The 15,351-nt window shown below is 64.0% G+C and carries 15 protein-coding genes and 1 pseudogene; 14 read left to right on the top strand and 2 right to left on the bottom strand.

Annotated elements, in window-relative coordinates:
- The first annotated feature begins 9 nt into the window (after positions 1-9).
- The 11 genes and pseudogenes from YUA_RS0129750 to YUA_RS0129705 all read left to right on the top strand — a co-directional run bounded on the left by YUA_RS0129750 (position 10) and on the right by YUA_RS0129705 (position 11,660).
- Positions 10-2,532, top strand: coding sequence for a circularly permuted type 2 ATP-grasp protein (locus YUA_RS0129750; RefSeq protein ID WP_027533972.1), 2,523 nt, complete (start codon positions 10-12; stop codon positions 2,530-2,532).
- Positions 2,529-3,407 (top strand): transglutaminase family protein, encoded by an 879-nt coding sequence (locus tag YUA_RS0129745; protein ID WP_027533971.1) that lies wholly within the window; start codon positions 2,529-2,531, stop codon positions 3,405-3,407. The genes YUA_RS0129750 and YUA_RS0129745 overlap by 4 nt, the downstream gene beginning before the upstream one ends.
- A gap of 372 nt (positions 3,408-3,779) precedes the next feature.
- Entirely contained in the window at positions 3,780-4,607 is an 828-nt protein-coding gene (locus YUA_RS0129740; RefSeq protein WP_027533970.1) for an HD domain-containing protein, read from the top strand.
- 110 nt (positions 4,608-4,717) lie between these two features.
- Positions 4,718-5,605: an alpha/beta fold hydrolase gene (locus YUA_RS0129735; RefSeq protein ID WP_027533969.1), complete on the top strand. Its 888-nt coding sequence runs from the start codon at positions 4,718-4,720 to the stop codon at positions 5,603-5,605.
- A gap of 107 nt (positions 5,606-5,712) precedes the next feature.
- Complete coding sequence (gene folE, locus YUA_RS0129730; protein ID WP_027533968.1) at positions 5,713-6,339, top strand: GTP cyclohydrolase I FolE; 627 nt, start codon at positions 5,713-5,715, stop codon at positions 6,337-6,339.
- Positions 6,340-6,358: 19 nt separating this feature from the next.
- Positions 6,359-7,882, top strand: coding sequence for an FAD-dependent oxidoreductase (locus tag YUA_RS0129725; protein ID WP_027533967.1), 1,524 nt, complete (start codon positions 6,359-6,361; stop codon positions 7,880-7,882).
- 108 nt (positions 7,883-7,990) lie between these two features.
- A complete protein-coding gene (locus YUA_RS0129720) occupies positions 7,991-8,566 on the top strand; it encodes an HdeD family acid-resistance protein (protein ID WP_027533966.1) in 576 nt (191 codons plus the stop codon).
- 98 nt (positions 8,567-8,664) lie between these two features.
- Positions 8,665-9,168, top strand: a complete 504-nt coding sequence (locus YUA_RS47150; RefSeq protein ID WP_245285289.1) for a GNAT family N-acetyltransferase — start codon at positions 8,665-8,667, stop codon at positions 9,166-9,168.
- Between the two features lie 218 nt (positions 9,169-9,386).
- Positions 9,387-9,914, top strand: a complete 528-nt coding sequence (locus YUA_RS45425; RefSeq protein ID WP_156947340.1) for a cupin domain-containing protein — start codon at positions 9,387-9,389, stop codon at positions 9,912-9,914.
- A 198-nt stretch (positions 9,915-10,112) separates the two neighbouring features.
- A pseudogene (locus YUA_RS52755) lies at positions 10,113-10,247 on the top strand (acyl-CoA dehydrogenase); the annotation flags it as partial.
- A gap of 87 nt (positions 10,248-10,334) precedes the next feature.
- Positions 10,335-11,660 carry a chloride channel protein gene (locus YUA_RS0129705; protein WP_027533964.1) on the top strand — a complete coding sequence of 442 codons (1,326 nt, stop codon included), beginning with the start codon at positions 10,335-10,337 and terminating at the stop codon, positions 11,658-11,660.
- A 25-nt stretch (positions 11,661-11,685) separates the two neighbouring features.
- Here the strand turns inward: YUA_RS0129705 and YUA_RS0129700 are convergent, their stop codons facing one another.
- Positions 11,686-12,183 (bottom strand): YkgB family protein, encoded by a 498-nt coding sequence (locus YUA_RS0129700; RefSeq protein WP_027533963.1) that lies wholly within the window; start codon positions 12,181-12,183, stop codon positions 11,686-11,688.
- A gap of 221 nt (positions 12,184-12,404) precedes the next feature.
- Between YUA_RS0129700 and YUA_RS0129695 the strand changes: the two genes are divergently transcribed.
- From YUA_RS0129695 to YUA_RS0129680, 3 genes are all read left to right on the top strand, one after another.
- Complete coding sequence (locus YUA_RS0129695) at positions 12,405-12,722, top strand: antibiotic biosynthesis monooxygenase (RefSeq protein ID WP_027533962.1); 318 nt, start codon at positions 12,405-12,407, stop codon at positions 12,720-12,722.
- A gap of 148 nt (positions 12,723-12,870) precedes the next feature.
- Positions 12,871-13,134 (top strand): hypothetical protein, encoded by a 264-nt coding sequence (locus YUA_RS0129690; protein WP_027533961.1) that lies wholly within the window; start codon positions 12,871-12,873, stop codon positions 13,132-13,134.
- Between the two features lie 425 nt (positions 13,135-13,559).
- Complete coding sequence (locus YUA_RS0129680; protein ID WP_027533960.1) at positions 13,560-14,078, top strand: AAA family ATPase; 519 nt, start codon at positions 13,560-13,562, stop codon at positions 14,076-14,078.
- A gap of 240 nt (positions 14,079-14,318) precedes the next feature.
- Here the strand turns inward: YUA_RS0129680 and YUA_RS0129675 are convergent, their stop codons facing one another.
- Positions 14,319-15,227 (bottom strand): LysR family transcriptional regulator, encoded by a 909-nt coding sequence (locus YUA_RS0129675; RefSeq protein ID WP_027533959.1) that lies wholly within the window; start codon positions 15,225-15,227, stop codon positions 14,319-14,321.
- Positions 15,228-15,351 lie beyond the last annotated feature (124 nt).

Genomic DNA, 15,351 nt, shown 5'->3' with positions numbered 1-15,351 from the left:
GAGAGGCGCATGGGCGAGGGCGCAGCCGAACAGGACAAGGCGGGTAAGGCGCAAGGCCAGCGTGAAGGCCAGCGCCGCCTCGCGCAATGGGTCCGCGACTATCGCCGCCTGCCCGGCATTCCCGACGAGTTCCTGGGGCCCGACGGCGCCCCACGCGCGGTCTGGAGCCGCTTCTTCAACGCCTTCGGCGCGCTCGCGCCTGACGAGGTCGAGCGGCGCTTCGGCATGGCCGACCGTCACCTGCGCGAGGCCGGCGTCACCTACCGCGCGCCCGGCGACAGCGCCGACCGGCCCTGGTCGATCAGCCATTTGCCGCTTCTGATTGATGAGGCCGACTGGAAGCAGCTCTCCGACGGCATCACCCAGCGCGCCGAGCTTTTAGAGCTCGTGCTGCGCGACATTTATGGCGAGGGCCGGCTGGTCGCGGAAGGCGCGCTGCCCGCGGGCGCGATCGCCGGCAGCCCCGAATATCTGCGCCCCGTCTGCGGCGTGCCGCCGCCGGGTGGCCGCTACCTCTCGCTCTATGCTGCCGATGTCGGCCGCGGGCCCGATGGCCGCTGGTGGGTGCTCGGCGACCGTACGCAGGCGCCGTCGGGCGCGGGCTACGCGTTGGAAAACCGCCTGGTGTTGTCGCGCGCGTTCTCCGATCTCTACAAGTCGATGAACGTGCCGCGCGTCGCGCCGTTCTTCGAGGCGTTCCGCGACAGCCTTCGCGGGCGCGCCGATCGCGACGAGCCGCGGATCGGCGTGCTCACGCCCGGCAGTTTCAGCGAGACCTATTTCGAGCACGCGACGCTGGCGCGCTATCTCGGCTTCCTCTTGGTCGAGGGCGACGACCTCGCCGTCAGCGACAATCGCATCCACATCCGCACGGTCGCCGGGCTCAAGCGGCTCGACGTGCTTCTTCGTCGTGTCGATTCCAACTCGCTCGATCCGCTCGAGCTCGATGCCTCCTCGCATCTCGGCGTGCCGGGCCTGATCGACGTGCTGCGCAAGGACGGCGTCGTCGTCGCCAACATGCCGGGCTCGGGCGTGCTGGAGGCGAGGGCGCTGCTTGGCTTCCTGCCGGCCCTCAGCCGCCGCCTGCTCGGTGAAGAGCTGAAGATGCCGCATATCGCGACCTGGTGGTGCGGCCAGCGCTCGGCGCGCGACGAAGTGCTGTCGCGGCTCGACGAGGTCGCGATCGAAGGCGCCTATCGCCGCGGCGTGCCCGGCTTCGACAGCAACGGCCCGGTGCTCGCAAGCGAGCTCGACGCAGCCGGACATCAGCGCCTGGTCGATGCCATCAGCGCGCGCGGCATGGATTATGTCGGCCAGGAGGTGGTGCGCCTGTCCACCATGCCGGTGTGGGAGCAGGGGCAGCTCACGCCGCGTCCCTTCGTACTGCGCGTCTTTGCGGCCGCAACGCCGGATGGCTGGGCCATCATGCCCGGCGGCTTCTGCCGGATCGCCGAGCAGGCGGATGCGCGCGCTGTGTCGATGGGCGATGGCGCCCGTGCCGCCGACGTCTGGGTGGTTTCGGACAAGAAGGTCTCGACCGCATCGCTGTTGCCGGCGACCGACAAGGTGCGCATTCGCCGCATTGCCGGCGTGCTGCCAAGCCGCGCCGCCGACAATCTGTTCTGGCTCGGCCGCTATCTCGAACGCGCCGAAGCGACGCTGCGGCTGGTCCGTGCGCTGGGCTCGCCGAGCGGGCCCAACAAGGGCACTGCGGCCTCGCTGCAATCGGCCGAACGGATCCAGCGCCTGCTGGTGACCTGGGGCGCGATCTCGCAGACCTCGCGCGCGGCACCGGGACGCATCGTCGCCGAAGCATTGCAAAGCCCGGAGCGTTTCGGCTCGGCGTTGTCGCTGGTGCGCTCGGCGCAGCGCACGGCGACCTCGTTGCGCGAGCGGCTGTCGCCCGATGCCTGGCAGGTCATCACCGAGATGGCCGAGCGTCTATCTTACGAGGTCGAGGACGACGACAGCGTGCTGAGCGCAGCCGAGCTGACCTTGCAGGAGCTCGCGAGCTTTGCGGGGCTGGCGCAAGAGAACATGAATCGCGCCGCCGGCTGGCGCTTCCTCGATATCGGCCGCCGCACCGAGCGCGCCATCAACACCGCGCGGTTTGCACGGCAGTTCGCCTATGACGAGGCCGGCGACGAGGACCTCGATATCCTGCTGACGCTGGTGGACTCCCAGATCACCTATCGCTCGCGCTATCTGCTGGCGCCGATCCTGGCGCCGGTGCGCGACCTCGCGGTGCTCGATAGCTACAATCCGCGCTCGGTCGCCTTCCAGGTGGCGACCTTGAACGAGCATATCGCAGCGCTGCCTAGCCTGAAGGAGCACGGCCTGATCGAGCAGCCGCAGCGGCTTGCCGTGGCGGTGCAGTCCATGCTGGCCACCGCGGAAGCCGAGAAGCTCGAGGTCAAGACACTCTTCGCGCTGGAGCAGGATCTGCTCAGCCTCGCCGAGGCGATCGGGCTGCACTACTTCCCGCATGGTCCGAATGCGAGCCGGCCGGAGAAGCTGACGGGGCTGGCGTGATCTACGACATCCGGCACGTCACCACCTACGAATATGAGAGCCCGGTCAGCTTCGCCCGCTGCACGCTGCGGCTCGAGCCGAAGGACGGCAACGGTCAGGAGCTGATCTCGCACAAGGTCGAGATCCGTCCGCGTCCGTCCGAGCGCCACGTCCGCCGCGACTTTTTCGGCACGCTGACCGAGAGCATCGTGATCGAGGCCGCGCATCGCAATCTACGCATCGACTCGCGCTCGCGCGTGTCCGTCGAGCGGAAGCCGCCGGCGCGCGAGGCCGTAAGTCCGCCGTGGGAGAGCGTCCGCGACATCGCGTTTGAAGCGACAAGCCTCGGGCCGTCCTCGCCGGTCGGTTATGTCTTTGCGAGCCCGCTGGTGCCGGTGCTGCGCCCCGTCAGTGCCTATGCTGCCGAGAGCTTTGCGTCAGGCGCAGGTATCCTTGCCGGTGCGGTTGATCTCATGCATCGCGTCCGCACCGAGTTTCGCTACGATCCCAAGGCCACCGTGATTTCGACGCCGCTCAACGAGGTCTTCGACAAGCGCCACGGCGTCTGCCAGGATTTTGCCCATGTCATGATCGCGGGGCTTCGCGGGCTCGGCCTGCCTGCGGCCTATGTCAGCGGTTACCTGCGCACCATTCCGCCGGCGGGCCAGCCGCGCTTGCAGGGCGCGGATGCCACGCATGCCTGGGTGTCGCTGTGGTGCGGGGCGGAGCTTGGCTGGATCGACTTCGATCCGACCAACGATCTGCTGGTCGCCAACGATCACATCGTCCTGGCGGTCGGCCGCGACTTCTCCGATGTGTCCCCCGTGGACGGTATCATCGTCGGCTCGCCGAAGCAGAAGCTCGGCGTCGCCGTGGACGTGCTGCTGGTGGACTGACCGTAGTTTTCGACCGGATGCTCGCGCGCTTCGCGCAAGGGAATTGACGCCGCAGTCCGCACCCCTGATCCCACCGCGGTGGACGCCCGGCTCTCCCAAGTCCTTTCCAACAACACGTCCTTTTCCAACAAAACGGCGTTTGACGGTCGGCCATTGGCCGGGCCGACAAAGCTCCCCATGGCCTGGCCGTGAGGTGCATCGGACTGTGACCGCAACCGTGATGCTGCGCAGCGGGACGGTATCATATTTACGTATTTTTGTTCCGGGATTTGGCCTGCCGCCCCAGATTGGGTTATGCTGAGCCTGCGTCGAGGGCGAGTATGAGGCGTCAGGAGCTAGCGTGGGACACCACCGACAGACGGGGCTGCATCCATGATGACGTTACCGCGACTGGCGGCTGAATCCCTGGAGAAGCTGCTGGGCACGTTCATGCGGCGTCGGTATGACGAGTCCTATGCCAGGGTGGTGGAGGCCTCGACGCGCACCGCGATGGAATGCATTGGCAACAGCGACGCGCTCTACCACAATATCGAGCATACGATGCTGGTGACATTGGCGGCTCAGGCGATCATGCTTGGCCGCAATCTCCATGCGCACATCGAGGCCGACGACTACATTCATATTCTGATCGCCTGCCTTGCGCACGATATCGGCTATGTCCGCGGGCTGTTTCCGGAGGATGACGAAGATGGTTTCGTCATCGACGAGGCCGGCACCAAGGTGTCGCTGCCGCGCGGCGCCTCGGACGCCAGCCTGATGATGTATCACGTTGACCGGTCGAAGCTTTTCGTGCGACGGCGGCTGCCGCCGATCCGTGGCGTCGACAGCGAGCGGGTCGCCCGCGCCATCGAGGGGACGCGCTTTCCGGCCCGCGAGGGCCAGGAATACGACGACGAGGCGTCGATCCTGCGCGCCGCCGATTTCATCGGGCAACTCGGCGATCCCAACTATCTGCGCAAGGCCAATGCGCTTTACTATGAGTTCGAGGAGGTCGGCATGAACCGCCAACTCGGCTACGACTCGCCCGCCGACATCGTGAACCGCTATCCACAATTCTATTGGAATAGCGTCGCACCGCACATCCAGACCGAGATCGGCTACCTCAACAAGACCGAGATCGGCCGGCAGTGGATCGCCAATCTCTACAGCAACGTCTTCCGCGCCGAACGCGAGATCTCGCTGTCGGGGCCGCAGAGGTAGCCCCGTAGCCCGCATGGAGCGAAGCGGAAAGCGGGGGCGCCTGCATCCGTGAATCCCGGATTACGCTGCGCTCCATCCGAGTTACGATCTCGCAACTCCGGGAGCAAACCATGCAACAAAAGACAGTCCTAACGGATGTCCTCGACATCGGCTATCTCGACTACGGCGCGCCGGATGGCTGGCCCTGCATCATGGGCCACGGCTTTCCCTATGATGTGAACGCCTATGCCGAGGCCGCGCCGCTGATCGCGCAGGCGGGCGCGCGGGTGCTGGTGCCCTGGCTGCGCGGCTACGGGCCGACGCGGTTCCGGTCAGCTCAGACCTTGCGTTCCGGCGAGCAGGCGGCGCTCGGCGCCGATCTGCTCGCTTTTATGGATGCGCTTCGCATCGAGCGTGCTGTGGTCGGCGGCTATGATTGGGGCGGCCGCGCGGCCTGCGTCGTCTCGGTGCTGCATCCGGAGCGCGTGGTCGGGCTTGTCTCCGGCAATTCTTACAACATCCAGAATATCGCGCGTTCCATGGAGCCTGCCTCGCCGCCGGAGGAGGCCGCGCTGTGGTATCAATATCTCTTCCACAACGAGCGCGGCCGCCGCGCGCTGGAGCGCAACCGCCGGGGGTTTGCCCGCCAGCTCTGGGCAATGTGGTCGCCGACATGGCACTTCGATGACGCCACTTTCGAGAACAGCGCGGTGTCGTTCGACAACCCTGACTTCGTCGACGTCGTGATCCACTCCTATCGCCATCGCTATGCGCTTGTCGAAGGCGATCCCGCCTATGCGGAAATCGAGGCGAAGCTCGCCGCGCAGCCGCCGGTCCGCGTCCCCACGATTGCGATCGACGGCGACAGCGACGGCGTCAATCCCGGCACCGCGCATCACGCGCGCAAGTTCGAGGGCTTTTTCGAGCGGCGCGTGTTCGCCGGAGCCGGGCACAATCTGCCGCAGGAGCGGCCCGTCGAGTGGGCGCAGGCCGTGGCGGACGTGCGGCAAGCGGGTTGAAAAGGCATCGCTTCCGATTTTTCCTGATCTCGGGAACCTTTTCCGACTGCAGCAGTCCAAGCTGAGGGGCCGTTTCTGTATGCGGCTCGTTGCAGGGGAGGTTGTAGATGACGTCACAAACGCGCAGGCTGGAACGTGTCGCGGTCGCGCAGGCGCCGAGCGGGCGGCCTGACAAGGCGGAGGTCGAGCAGGCGGTCCGGACCATGATCCGCTGGGCCGGCGACGATCCCGCGCGCGATGGCTTACGCGATACACCGGATCGCGTCGCGCGCGCCTTTGAGGAATATTTCTCTGGCTATGCGCAGGATCCGAGCGAAATCCTGCAAAAGACTTTCGAGGAGATCGAAGGCTACGACGAGATGATCGTCCTGCGCGGCGTTCGCTTCGAAAGCCATTGCGAGCACCACATGGCGCCGATCGTCGGCCGCGCCTGGGTCGCCTATATCCCGCAGGGGCGCGTGGTCGGCATCTCAAAGCTCGCGCGTCTCGTGGACATCTACGCAAAACGTCTCCAGATCCAGGAGAAGATGACCGCGCAGATCGCCAACACGATCGACGACGTACTCAAGCCCGAAGGTGTCGGCGTCATCATCAAGGCGACGCATCACTGCATGACCACGCGCGGCGCGCACAAGCCGGGGACCGATCTCGTTACCAGCCGTATGCTCGGCGTGTTCCGCGACAATGCGCTGACACGCCAGGAATTGCTGGGGCTGGCCAATTCGGACGACTGATCCGCAAGGAGGCAATGCCATGACCGAGGACAAGAAGCCAAGCGGCCCGGACCTGACCAAGGGCGTGTCGCTCGCCGATTTCAAGGACAGCAAGCTGCTCGGTCATGTCGGCGAGGAGGACGTCCTGTTGGTCCAGGCCGGCAGCGAGATTTTTGCGATCGAGCCGTCTTGCAGCCACTACCACGGCCCGCTCGCCGAAGGGTTGGTGGTCGGCGACACCATCCGCTGCCCCTGGCATCATGCCTGCTTCTCCTTGCGCACTGGCGAGGCGACGCGCCCACCGGCGCTGAATGCGCTGGCGGTGTGGGATGTCACGCGCGATCAGGACAAGATCGTTGTTGCGCGCAAGCGCGAGGCACCCAAGCCGTCGGCTGCTCACCGCACCGCGCCGGCGCCGGAAAAATTCGTCATTGTCGGCGGTGGTGCGGCCGGCTTCGCGGCAGCCGAGACGCTTCGCCGCGAGGGCTTTGCCGGCGCCATCACCATGTTCAGCAGCGACGGCGCGATGCCGGTCGACCGGCCCAACCTCTCCAAGGATTATCTTGCCGGCAATGCGCCGGAAGACTGGCTGCCGCTGCGGGGCGAGGACTATTATCAGGACGCCGGCATCGATCTCCGGCTCAACACCAACGTTTCGGCGATCGATCCGAAGACGCGCAGCGTGACGCTCGGCAATGGCGACAAGCTGCCGTTCGACCGCCTGCTGCTCGCGACCGGTGCGGAGCCCATAAAGCTCCAGATCCCCGGCGCCGACCAGCCGCATGTCCACACCTTGCGCTCGGTCGCCGACAGCCGTGCCATCATCAAGGCTGCGGGCAGCGCAAAGCGCGTGCTGGTGATCGGCGCGAGCTTTATTGGCCTCGAGGTTGCGGCGTCCTTGCGGGCGCGCAAGCTCGAGGTGCACGTGGTTGCGCCGGAAGAGCGGCCGATGCAGCGCGTGCTCGGGCCTGACATGGGCGACTTCGTTCGCGCCCTGCATGAAGAGAACGGCGTCAATTTCCATCTCGAGGACACCGTGGAGAAGCTCGATGGCACCCGCGCGACGCTGAAGACCGGTACCGTCATCGATGCCGACCTCGTCGTGGTCGGCATCGGCGTCAAGCCGCGTCTCGCGCTCGCCGAGCACGCAGGGCTTGCGGCCGATCGCGGCGTCAGCGTCAGCGAATATCTCGAAACCAGCGTCGCCGGAATCTTCGCCGCCGGCGATATCGCGCGCTGGCCCGATCCGCATTCGCGGCAAACCATCCGCGTCGAGCACTGGGTGGTCGCGGAGCGGCAGGGCCAGACCGCGGCGCGCAACATGCTCGGCAAGCGCGAGCGTTTCGACGCCGTGCCGTTCTTCTGGAGCCAGCATTACGACGTGCCGATCAACTATGTCGGCCACGCCGAGAGCTTTGACGACATTGCGATCGACGGCGCCATCAAGGATAAGGACTGCCTGCTGAAATATCGGAAGGGGGGCCGTGTGCTGGCGGTCGCCTCAATTTATCGCGATCTCGAGAGCCTCAAAGCCGAGCTCGAGATGGAGCGCTCGCGCGCTTGATCTGCGTCAACGTTGGTGGCCGCCGGGGCTGCTGTGCTGGCTGTCGTCCCGGCACGATCGGTGCTATCCTAAGGTGTGCTCTGGGCTTCACACGCAGGAGTAGTCGTCATGACAAGCGCTTCGGATACGTCCCCTAACCTCGGCCTGGGCTCAGGCTTTGCCGCACTGCACGCCAAATGGGGCTGGATCGTCGCCCTCGGCGTCGTCTATCTCGTCACTGGCTTCATCGCGCTCGGCAGCATGGTGATGGCCACGGTGGCGAGCGTGATCGTGGTCGGTGCGATGATGATCGTCGCAGGGTTCACCGAGGTGATCGGCGCCTTCCAGATGAAAAGCTGGGGCAAGTTCGTGCTCTGGGCCTTGCTCGGCGTGCTCTACATCATCGCGGGCTTTCTGACCTTCGAGAACCCGTTGTTTGCAGCAGCGCTGCTGACCTTGTTCCTCGGCGCGTCGCTGCTCGCCTCCGGCGCGGTGCGGCTGTTTCTCGCCTTCAGCATGAAGCGCGAGAGCCCTTGGGTCTGGGTGGCGCTGTCTGCAATCATCACGCTGCTGCTCGGGCTGTTGATTTTGGCGCGCTGGCCGGTCAACAGCGTCTACATCCTCGGCCTGTTCCTCGGCATCGATCTCATCATGGCCGGTGCCGGCTGGATCAGCCTGGGTTTCAGCCTGCGGCGGCGTCATTAAACAGGCTGCGTAGAGCAGAGACCGTCGGCCGGTCGACAGCGAGCGGGGAGAGGCTAACCCTTGGGGAGAGGCTAACCCTTGGGGAGAGGCTACTCTTGGTGAACGTCAAGCGCGTCGAACCCGACTGGACAATCCGGCCGTTCCGGCTTGGCGACGCGCGCTCGGCGCGGCGGCTCATCGAAGCTGTTTGGCGCGAGCATTTTCATGATCACCCGGACGTCTTTGTACGGGAGTTCATCTATCCGCGACTGTCGGACGTCGACAACGCAGAAACTGAGTACGCCGACCGGGCCCTCTTTTTGTGCGCGATCGCCGAAGACGAAATCGTCGGCACCGGTGCGATTCGGCGCTTCGACGATCGGGAGTGTGAGATGGTTCGTATGTTTGTCGCTCCGCTCTGCCGAAATCGCGGGATTGCAAGGGCTATCGCAGATGAACTCATCGGCTTCGCCCGCAATGCGGGATACGATCGGATACGCCTGTGCAGCAACAACGCGCTGACAGCCTCGCATCGTCTGTACGAAAAGATGGGATTCCAGCCGACGCCCCCATGGGAGCCGGGAGGCGACACCTACTCGCGTTATTACGCCTTGCACGTATGATCGCAGACGCTCGCCATCACGGCGCCCGATCTACCAGTCGTAGGGTGGGCAAGGGCGCACTTGCGCCTTGCCCACCACCGATCCAACACCGAAACTGAAGCGGTGGGCATGCTTCGCTTTGCCCACCCTACGATACTGCCACCGTCCGCAGGGGCGTGTACTCGTTGGTGGTGGAGGAGTCGCGGCTATCACCCGAATGGGTGAAGACGTGCCGCGCAATGCAGCTTACCCTGGAGAACCTCAATTTTCGGCAGGGAGCGACGATGCATTCCACTAAGCTGATGGTCGGTCTCTCAATCGCAGCCATTTCGCTCGGATTGCCGTTGGCACGAGCGCAGGATCAATCACCTGCATACGTCCGCGTCACGCAGGCGGACGTAAAGTGGAGTCCACTAGCTTCCATGCCAAAGGGGTCACAAATTGCCGTTCTGTATGGCAATCTGGCCAAGCCCGGCCTGTTTACGATGCAGGTGAGGGTGCCTGCGCACTCCAAGATCCCGGTACATTTCAATCCCGACGAGCGCATCCGTACAATCATTTCCGGCACCTACTATTCGGCAATTGGCGACAAGATCGACAACTCGAAGCTGGTGGCTTTTCCTCCGGGCACGATCTCGAATGTGCCTCCGAAAGTTTGGCAGTTCGCGGAAACGAGAGACGAAGAGGTCGTATTTCAGATAACGGGCGTCGGACCAACCGGCATCACCTATCTGAACGCCGAAGACGACCCGCGAAAAGCTCAATAGACCCGTCGTCATCTGGAGCTGTGCACCCTTCGCCGACTCACCAGGGCGAACTGGTCTTGTCTGAACCCAAGAACAGAGCGGACCGAGGCACATCTTCGCGTGCCGATGGATGATGAGGCATGGCAGGCCGGCAACCCATTCTCATCGTCTGCGGCGGCCTTCCCGGCACCGGGAAGACCACGCTCTCGCGCGAGCTGAAGCGGCGTCTCGCAGGACACCTTCCTCGCGCGCTTACGTCTACGCCCGCTTCATCCGCATCAGTGACGCCCGGACCAGGTGCATCTGGCCGCGGTCGGCAAGGAGTTGATCAAGCGCGGCGGGGTGATGGCGTAGGGGGAAGGATTTCGTGGCGCAATTTTAGTGATGGTCCCAGGGAGACCGCTCGCGTAGTGTCATTCGCTACGCTCACCCAGTTGTTCCATGCCTCCGATCTTTACCCATCGCCTCCGCCGCTCCATCAGGGTCGTTTCAGTCCGCTGGCGAAGACGCCTGACCTTCCTGATCGGCGGCATCGCGGTCGGTGCCTCGGCCGTAGCTCTGGCCAAGTTGGCAGACTGGGCGCAAGTCGCGTTCGCCTACCTGCTCTCGGAATCGCGCTACGCTGCAATGCTGGTGACGCCGCTCGGGTTTGCGCTGTCCGTCTATCTGACCAGCCGCTTCTTTCCAAACTCGCAAGGAAGCGGCATCCCGCAAGCAATTGCCGCACGCCAGCTCAGCGAGCACGCAGCGCGCAAGAAGCTGGTCTCGATCCGCATTGCCGTCGGGAAGGTGTTGCTCACGCTGCTCGGGCTGCTTTGCGGTGCCTCGGCGGGCCGGGAGGGGCCGACCGTGCAGGTCGGGGCTTCCGTCATGTTCGCCCTTGGCCGCATGTCGCCACGCCGCCAGCCGGGCCTGATCCTGGCCGGAGCCGCAGCCGGGGTGGCAGCCGCATTCAACACGCCGCTGGCGGGCATCGTGTTCGGCATCGAGGAGATGAGCAGAGCCTATGAGACCAGGACGAGCAGCCTGGTCATCGGCGCTGTGATCGCGGCAGGTCTGACCTCGTTGGCCCTGGTTGGAAACTACGATTACTTCGGTAGCAGCTCGACGATGCTACGGAACGGCACGGACTGGCTTGCCGTGCCGTTGTGCGGCATCGCCGGCGGACTGGCCGGTGGCGCATTCAGCAGGCTTCTCATCGAGGTCGCGCGCGGACTGCCTGGCCGGCTGGGATCACTGACAAAGCAGTATCCTCTGCCATTTGCCGCGGCATGCGGCCTTGGTGTTGCCCTTTGCGGCCTGGCCTCAGGAGACATGATCTACGGCACCGGCTATGCGCAAGTGAAGACGGCCCTGGAGAGCGACGTTCCGCTGCCCTGGGATTTCGGCGTGTTGAAGCTCGCTGCGACCGCGCTTTCCGCGATCAGCGGCATCCCGGGCGGGATTTTCGCGCCTTCGCTCGCTGTCGGTGCCGGCATCGGTACGAACATCGCACATCTGTTTTCGGGTGCCCCGCTCGGCGCGTTCATGCTGCTCGGAATGGTCTCCTACTTTGCCGGCGTCGTGCAGGCTCCCATCACGGCCTTTGTCATCGTGACCGAGATGACCAACAACCACGCCATGGTGGTGCCGTTGATGGCGTCCGCGTTGATCGCGCAGGCCACGTCGCGTCTCCTGTGCCCCGAGGGCATATACCACGCGCTCGCCAAGGGCTTCCTGCGGGCGCATTCGACGGAAGCCCCTGCGCCGCTATCTCCGTCGACCTGAGCGTTCCCTGCTCATGCTCGAGCTCCTAGCAACGCAGCCGCGTAACGGCTTGGGGCAGCGACGCCAGGAGCAGCACGACGCAGACACAAAACAGGACGATGTCCTTGAACAGGAACTCGCCCGCCAGATTCCAGGCCATCGGGTCGGTCGAGATGCTCCATTTCACGACTCCAGGGGTCGTGAAAAAGAACGACCAGGTGACGGCAAAAGTCACCACGCCCATGAACGATCCTACCGCCGACAGGATCGGGCTGAATGCACCGGCGGCCAGCAAGGCTGCGATCACGAATTCGGTGACACCAAGGACATAGGCTTCGCCCCTCAATCCGAAGATCGGCAGCCATGAGACAAACGGACTGTTGCTGATGAATTGCGCGATGCCTTGCGCCGACTGCAGCGTGAATTTCTGCATGCCGAACGACACGAAGATCACGACCATGACCCAGCGCAGGATGGACAGAGGTCGATAAGATCCCGCCCCATCTTCTGCAATGTGGAAGGTCGTTCGCGTTAGCTCTGTCATTCTACCAGCTCTCGATGATGATGCGTTGCCGGCTGTACGGTTGTTCTCCTCGACTCGTTACGCGCGTTCGGTGGGTCTTCGGTTCACGGTTGTGTGCGGCGCGGCCGGGCTTCGATCACGAAGATTACAGTCGGTCGCGAGAATTTTTGATCCCGAGGCGTAATATTCCCCGGCGCGGCCCGAATACCCTCTCGGGCTGAATTGAACTGCGGAGGACGGATATGCTCGGTGAGGTGATCGTCATTGGAGATCTCAAGCTGCGGGATGGTGCTTCGGCTGAAGAGTACGATCGCCTGGGCGAGCGCATGTATGGAATAGTCAGCGCCCTTCCGGGATTTCTGTCGGCGAAGTCGTTCAAGGCGGATGACGGCGAGGAGGTCACCGTCTTTCGCTTCGCTTCAGAGGAAGCGCTCGAAATATGGCGCACTCAGCCCGATCATGTCGAAGCCATGAAGCGAGGCCATGCCGAATTCTACGCCAGCGGATTTTTGCAGATCTGCAAGGTCATCCGCGAAGTTGGGCCGTTTGAGCACGGGTGATGGTTCGTCGGGCCGGTTCGGCTCACGGATGATGGTGGAAAAGGCCGCGCCGTTCGCTGTCGTTCGTTGATCTGGATCAACGAGAACGTGCCACCACATGGCGCGATGCGACCGCGCAGTCCCGTTCGCATCGCACTGGAGCCCCGTCATGTGGGTCCTGATGTATGTGTTTTCCTATTCGGTCAGCCCAGCCGCAACCAACGACAGGGCGGAATGGCGGCTTCTGCCGACCGTCGTGTTTCAGGAATTCTCGAACGAAGAACGGTGCAAGGCGGCCAAGTCGACGCTTGAGGCGAGCTTGAGCCAGGCGGGTGCCAAGCTGAAGAGCGGCCTGGAAGATCTGAAGAGCCTGGGAAAGGCCGATCCCAGCCAGCTCATCATCGCCTACAATGTGGAATGCCTGCCGAAATAGGCCGACGAGCTTACCTGCCTGGCCCTGCGGCGGACGGCAACCCGCCATCCCCCGTAAAATCTCCCAATCGCCGTTTTGGCACAAACTGCACAGGCTTGCGGCCCTGTCATGGGTTAACTTTGGGCATGGGCAGCGAGCTGATGGTACGTGTGGTTGCCATTACGGCCGGTGTTTTCACCGTCGCCGCCGTGTCCGCACTCTTGTTCAGCTATTGATCTATCTCAAATAGCGCACCGTCCTCGGGTGTTCCCTGCCATGGGCAGGACATGCGAAACGGGGTGCAATGATGCGGCCGTGGGCTTTGCATTCGTTGGCCTGGGGGCTGGCCGCCATCGGCCTGATAGTCATCGCCTCCATGATTCTCTGAGGTCGTCGCTCTGCGACCGAGCCATTGCGGGCCCAGGCGTGTCGATGGATGATGCACCATGACAAGCCTGCAACCCGTCCTCACCGTCTTCGGCGGCCTTCCCGGCACCGGAAAGACCACGCTCTCACGCGAACTGACGAAACGGCTTGCGGCGACCTATATCCGCGTCGACGCGATCGAGCAGAGCTTGCGCGCGGCGGGCCACGACGTCGGCCCGATGGGCTACGTCATCGCCAATGCGCTGGCGTCTGAAAATCTGCGGCTCGGCCGCGCGGTTGTCGCGGACTGCGTCAATCCGGTGCTGGCAAGCCGCGATGGCTGGTGGCAAACGGCCATGCAATCATCGGCCCGCATCGCCGAGATCGAAGTGATCTGCAGCGACGTGGCTCTGCACCGGCAGCGCGCAGAAGCGCGTACGTCCGACATCGCCGGCCTCAAACTGCCGGCCTGGCAGGACATCGTCGGGCGGCATTATGAGCCGTGGGACCGCGACCATCTGGTGCTCGATACCGCCAATGATTCGATCGATCACCTGCTCGAACGGGTGGAGATCTATCTTCGCGACCGGGACGGGTGATCCGGTTCCGCTCCTTCGCGACATTTTGTCCGCGCCCAACCCCGTCATCATCCGTTCAAAATCCGTTGCTAGTCTTCCACTCGACGATTGGTTCGCCGGATGTACGCGGGCTGGATCGCAAGCCTCGGCCCGCGTGCCGGGGCTTTTCGTTGTCGAAGCACGCATCAGCGCAGATATTCGCGCTATCGCTCGCGAATTCACAGGCCGCGTTCGAGTATTTCTCAATCACACGGTCGGGTGCTAGCCCCGCTTTCTTCGCGCTTCGTGATGGCGGAGCGCGTCGACGATCACCTTGAATGCAGCCGAGTTCTGCCGTGAGGTCGGATAGTAGATGTAATAGCCGTCGAATTTCGGCGACCAGTCGTCGAGCACGACGACGAGCTCGCCGGACCGCACGTGCCGCCTCACCATGTCTTCGGGAAGATAGGCGATGCCGAAGCCTTTGACAGCGGCTTCGATCATCGCGCGGGAGTCGTTGAAGGTCAGTTGCCCCTCGACCCGCACCCGGAGGTCGGGACCATTTTTGGCGAACTCCCATACATAATGACCGCCGGCCGCCGCGCGCCGCTTGATGCAGACATGCGTCAGGAGGTCCTGCGGATGCTTTGGCTTCGGATGCTCTTTTAGATAGGCGGGCGAGGCGACGGCGACGAGCCGCCAGTCCGGACCGATGCGCACCGCGACCATGTCTTTCTCGACGCTCTCGCCGAGGCGGACGCCTGCATCGAAGCCGTCTTCGACGATGTTGCGGAAGGCCGTGTCGAGGCTGAACTCGACCTTGATGTCAGGATATTCCGTCAGGACCGGCGCCAGCTTCGGCCAGACGGCTTTTTCGAGCGCATGGTCCGAGAGCGTGATCCGGATGGTGCCCGAAGGCTTGTCGCGCAGGGACATCAATGCGGCGATATCGCGCTCGATCTCCTCGATGCGCGGCGCAACCGATTGCTGGAGCCGCTCGCCGGCCTCGGTCAGGCCGACGCTTCGGGTCGTGCGTGTGAGAAGCCGCAGGCCCATCTGCGATTCCAAGCGCTTGATCGTATGACTGAGCGTCGACTGCACGACGCCCAGCTTCGCGGCGGCCTTCGTGAAGCTGCGCTCGCGGGCAACCGCCACGAAAGCCAGCAGATCGTTGAAATCCTGGCTTGCCATGGCCGTCACTATTCATGGCGCGCATCGATTAATGCAAGCAAATTATATCGGCTAATCGAACGCCGGCCGGGGCTCTATGTGTTGCCGTGAACAGCGCCGCCTTGGGCGCATCTCGACATATGGA

Source organism: Bradyrhizobium sp. WSM3983 (assembly GCF_000473045.1).
Lineage (GTDB): Bacteria > Pseudomonadota > Alphaproteobacteria > Rhizobiales > Xanthobacteraceae > Bradyrhizobium.
This window is presented reverse-complemented; position numbering and strand designations above follow the sequence as displayed.

Coding starts and splice junctions, on each gene's coding strand:
- YUA_RS0129750 (WP_027533972.1), top strand. CDS start 10: ATGGGCGAGGGCGCAGCCGAACAGGACAAGGCGGGTAAGGCGCAAGGC.
- YUA_RS0129740 (WP_027533970.1), top strand. CDS start 3,780: ATGATGACGTTACCGCGACTGGCGGCTGAATCCCTGGAGAAGCTGCTG.
- YUA_RS0129735 (WP_027533969.1), top strand. CDS start 4,718: ATGCAACAAAAGACAGTCCTAACGGATGTCCTCGACATCGGCTATCTC.
- folE (WP_027533968.1), top strand. CDS start 5,713: ATGACGTCACAAACGCGCAGGCTGGAACGTGTCGCGGTCGCGCAGGCG.
- YUA_RS0129725 (WP_027533967.1), top strand. CDS start 6,359: ATGACCGAGGACAAGAAGCCAAGCGGCCCGGACCTGACCAAGGGCGTG.
- YUA_RS0129720 (WP_027533966.1), top strand. CDS start 7,991: ATGACAAGCGCTTCGGATACGTCCCCTAACCTCGGCCTGGGCTCAGGC.
- YUA_RS45425 (WP_156947340.1), top strand. CDS start 9,387: ATGCAGCTTACCCTGGAGAACCTCAATTTTCGGCAGGGAGCGACGATG.
- YUA_RS0129705 (WP_027533964.1), top strand. CDS start 10,335: ATGCCTCCGATCTTTACCCATCGCCTCCGCCGCTCCATCAGGGTCGTT.
- YUA_RS0129700 (WP_027533963.1), bottom strand. CDS start 12,183: ATGACAGAGCTAACGCGAACGACCTTCCACATTGCAGAAGATGGGGCG.
- YUA_RS0129695 (WP_027533962.1), top strand. CDS start 12,405: ATGCTCGGTGAGGTGATCGTCATTGGAGATCTCAAGCTGCGGGATGGT.
- YUA_RS0129690 (WP_027533961.1), top strand. CDS start 12,871: ATGTGGGTCCTGATGTATGTGTTTTCCTATTCGGTCAGCCCAGCCGCA.
- YUA_RS0129680 (WP_027533960.1), top strand. CDS start 13,560: ATGACAAGCCTGCAACCCGTCCTCACCGTCTTCGGCGGCCTTCCCGGC.
- YUA_RS0129675 (WP_027533959.1), bottom strand. CDS start 15,227: ATGGCAAGCCAGGATTTCAACGATCTGCTGGCTTTCGTGGCGGTTGCC.